3 protein-coding genes are annotated in these 3,042 nt (G+C 66.8%); 2 read left to right on the top strand and 1 reads right to left on the bottom strand.

Features of this window, described 5'->3' with window-relative positions; all coding sequences use genetic code 11:
- Positions 1 to 111: 111 nt before the first annotated feature.
- Both JHD07_RS12775 and JHD07_RS12770 read left to right on the top strand, forming a co-directional pair.
- Positions 112 to 1,845, top strand: a complete 1,734-nt coding sequence (locus JHD07_RS12775) for an FAD-dependent oxidoreductase (protein WP_291622557.1) — start codon at positions 112 to 114, stop codon at positions 1,843 to 1,845.
- Between the two features lie 80 nt (positions 1,846 to 1,925).
- Complete coding sequence (locus JHD07_RS12770) at positions 1,926 to 2,720, top strand: IclR family transcriptional regulator (RefSeq protein ID WP_291622555.1); 795 nt, start codon at positions 1,926 to 1,928, stop codon at positions 2,718 to 2,720.
- Positions 2,721 to 2,879: 159 nt separating this feature from the next.
- Here the strand turns inward: JHD07_RS12770 and JHD07_RS12765 are convergent.
- Positions 2,880 to 3,042: SDR family oxidoreductase (locus JHD07_RS12765; RefSeq protein ID WP_291622559.1), on the bottom strand; the 163-nt coding region annotated here is incomplete at its 5' end.

Raw genomic sequence — 3,042 nt, 5'->3', positions numbered from 1 at the left:
GTCCAAGGAGCCGTGGGACTATCTGGAGATCGTCAAGACCGTGAAGGGCGAAGACGCCTTCCGTCCGGTCTCCGAGTCCAAATGTCCGCTCCTGAAAAAGTGAGGTGAGCAATGACCGGCAACGAGCATAGCGCGAGTGAGACCTACGAGTGCGACGTGCTCGTCGCCGGATCGGGCTGTTCCGGAATGTCGGCTGCGATTACAGCACGGTCGCGCGGCCTCGACGTGCTGATCGTCGAGAAGGAGCCGCGCTTCGGCGGCACCACCGCGCGCTCCGGCGGCTGGCTGTGGATTCCCGGAACGTCGCTGGCGAAAGCCTACGGCATTGAAGAGACGCCGGAGCAGGCCCGCACCTATTTGCGGCACGAGGCCGGCAACAACTTTGATGCCGCGCGGGTCGACGCATTCCTCAGCGCCGGTCCTGAAGCAGTCGACTTCTTCACCAGCAAGACCGCGCTGCGTTTCGACATGCCGCTGGTGTTTCCGGACTATCACGCCGAGGCACCGGGCGGCGCCCAGGGCGGCCGCTCCATGGTGACGCGCCCGTTCGACGGCCGCGAGCTCGGCGACCTCACCAAGACGCTCGGCATGCCGCTGCCCGAGCTCACCGTGTTCGGCATGATGCTGGGAAGCGGCAAGGAGATCATCCATTTCATGCGGGTGACGAAGTCGCTGACCTCGGCGGCCTATGTCGCCAAGCGCCTGTCACGGCATCTGGTGGACGTGCTGCGCTACGGCCGCGGCATGACGCTGACCAACGGCAATGCGCTGGCCGGGCGCCTCACCAAATCCGCGCTCGACCTGAAGATTCCGATGTGGCTGTCCTCGCCGGTGCGCGAGCTGACGGTCGAGAACGGCACCGTCACCGGCGCCATTGTGTCGAGCGAGGGACGTGAGGTGCGCATTCGCGCTCGCCGGGGCGTCGTGCTCGCCTGCGGCGGTTTCCCGCATGACGTGGAGCGACGCAAGAAGATGTTCCCGCACGCGCCGACCGGCAACGAGCATTATTCGCCGGGTCCGACCGGCAATACCGGTGATGGACTTCGTCTGGCGGAGCGAGCAGGCGGGCATGTCGAGGACCGCCTGCCGAACGCGGCGGCCTGGGTGCCGGTGTCGCTGACCACGCGCAAGGACGGCTCGAAGGGCGTGATGCCGCACTTCATCGACCGCGCCAAGCCCGGCGTGATCGCGGTGATGCGCGACGGCAGGCGCTTTGCCAATGAGGGCAATTCCTACCACGACTTCGTCCAGGCCATGGTCAAGGCCGCGAAGCCCGGCGAGGAGATCGCCGCCTTCCTCGTCTGCGATCACAGGACGTTGCGCAAGTACGGCCTCGGCTGCGTGCCGCCCTTCCCGATGCCGCTTGGTCACCACCTCAAGACCGGTTACCTGATGCGCGGCGACACGCTGGAGGCGCTGGCGGCGAAAGCCGGCATCGATGCCGAGGCGTTCACCGATACGGTCAAGCAGTTCAATGCGACGGCCCCGCTCGGACACGATGCCGCCTTCGGCAAGGGCTCGAAGGCCTATAACCGCTACCAGGGCGACGCGCTGCACGGACCGAATCCTTGCGTCGCACCGATCGAGAACGGCCCGTTCTACGCCATCAAGATGGTGATCGGCGATCTCGGCACCTATGCCGGCATCGTCACCGACGAGAACGCCCGGGCGCTCGACGCCGAAGGCCGGGTCATCCCGGGGCTCTACGCTGCCGGGAACGACATGGCGAGCATCATGGGAGGCAATTACCCCGGCGCCGGCATCACGCTTGGGCCGGCGCTGACCTTCGGCTACATTGCCGGCAGGCATCTTGCCGATAGCGCGGAAAAGCGCGACGCGGCGTAGAGCATGATCCGGAAAAGTGTGCAGCGGTTTTCCGAAGAGATCATGCTCAAAGAAAAACTTGGACGCACGCCAGGAGACTCATGAGCAGGGACAGCCGCGGCATCCAGTCGATCGAGGTCGGCGGCGAGTTGCTCCGCGCGCTCGCTCGCAGCGGCGAGCCGATGATGCTGCGCGATCTCGCGCGCGAGGCCGGCATGTCTCCGGCCAAGGCGCATCCCTACCTCGCCAGCTTCTCGCGCATCGGCCTGATCGAGCAGGACGAGAGCACCGGCCGCTACGAGATCGGCGCACTGGCGCTGGAGCTCGGCCTGATCAGCCTGCGCCGCCTCTCGGGCGTGCGTATCGCAAGGCCGAAGATCGCCGCGCTGGCAAGCCAGATCGGACATGCGGTCTCGCTCGCGGTCTGGGGCACGCACGGCCCGACCGTGGTGCAGCTCGAAGAGCCGGCCCAGCCGGTGCACATCGTGATGCGCGCAGGCTCGGTGATGGCGCTCTTGGAGACCGCGACCGGCCGCGCGTTCGCGGCCTTCCTGCCGGAGCAGACGATCAACGCCGCGCTCGAAAGCGGCCTCGATCGTCACGGCGTCGGCTACAATCCGAAGCGCGCCGTGAAGGGCGCCAAGCTCGCGGAGATGCTGACCGAAGTGCGCAAGCATGGCCTTGCCCGCGCCCTTGGCGATCCCCTGCCCGGCGTCAATGCGTTCTCGGCCCCGGTGTTCGACCATTCCGGCCATGTCACGCTGGTTATCACCGCCATGGGCCCGGAAGGCACGTTTGACGCGCGCTGGGACAGCCCGATCGCGCACGCGCTGCGCGACTGCGCGGGGAGCATCTCGAAGCGGCTGGGTTACGGGATCAATGTTGCGGCGGAGTGATGCTGTTGGATACGCCGTCATGGCCGGGCATAGCCGTCCGAAGGACGGCGTCGCTTTCCGCTCGCCTATGTCCCGGCCATCCACGTAGCACGGAGACAGCCGACAGACGCGGATGCCCGGGTCAAGCCCGGGCATGACGACCGAGAGACAGTGACGCCCCTACTTCTCCTTCACCGGCACCGTGTAGTTCAGGATCAGCCGTCCGCCGTCCGGATAGATCGTCTGCCCGGTGATGTAGGACGCATCGTCACTGGCCAGGAACGCAACGACGGACGCCACCTCGCTCGGCTCGCCGCCGCGCCCCGCAGGCGTGCGTGACATC

The sequence above is a fragment of the Bradyrhizobium sp. genome (genome assembly GCF_016462955.1).
Taxonomy (GTDB): Bacteria; Pseudomonadota; Alphaproteobacteria; order Rhizobiales; family Xanthobacteraceae; genus Bradyrhizobium.
The sequence above is the reverse complement of the archived record's forward strand: the minus strand, read 5'-3'. Positions and strand labels throughout refer to the sequence as shown.

Excerpts from the sequence above, each read along its gene's own strand:
- JHD07_RS12775 (WP_291622557.1), top strand. The coding sequence starts at position 112 with ATGACCGGCAACGAGCATAGCGCGAGTGAGACCTACGAGTGCGACGTG.
- JHD07_RS12770 (WP_291622555.1), top strand. The coding sequence starts at position 1,926 with ATGAGCAGGGACAGCCGCGGCATCCAGTCGATCGAGGTCGGCGGCGAG.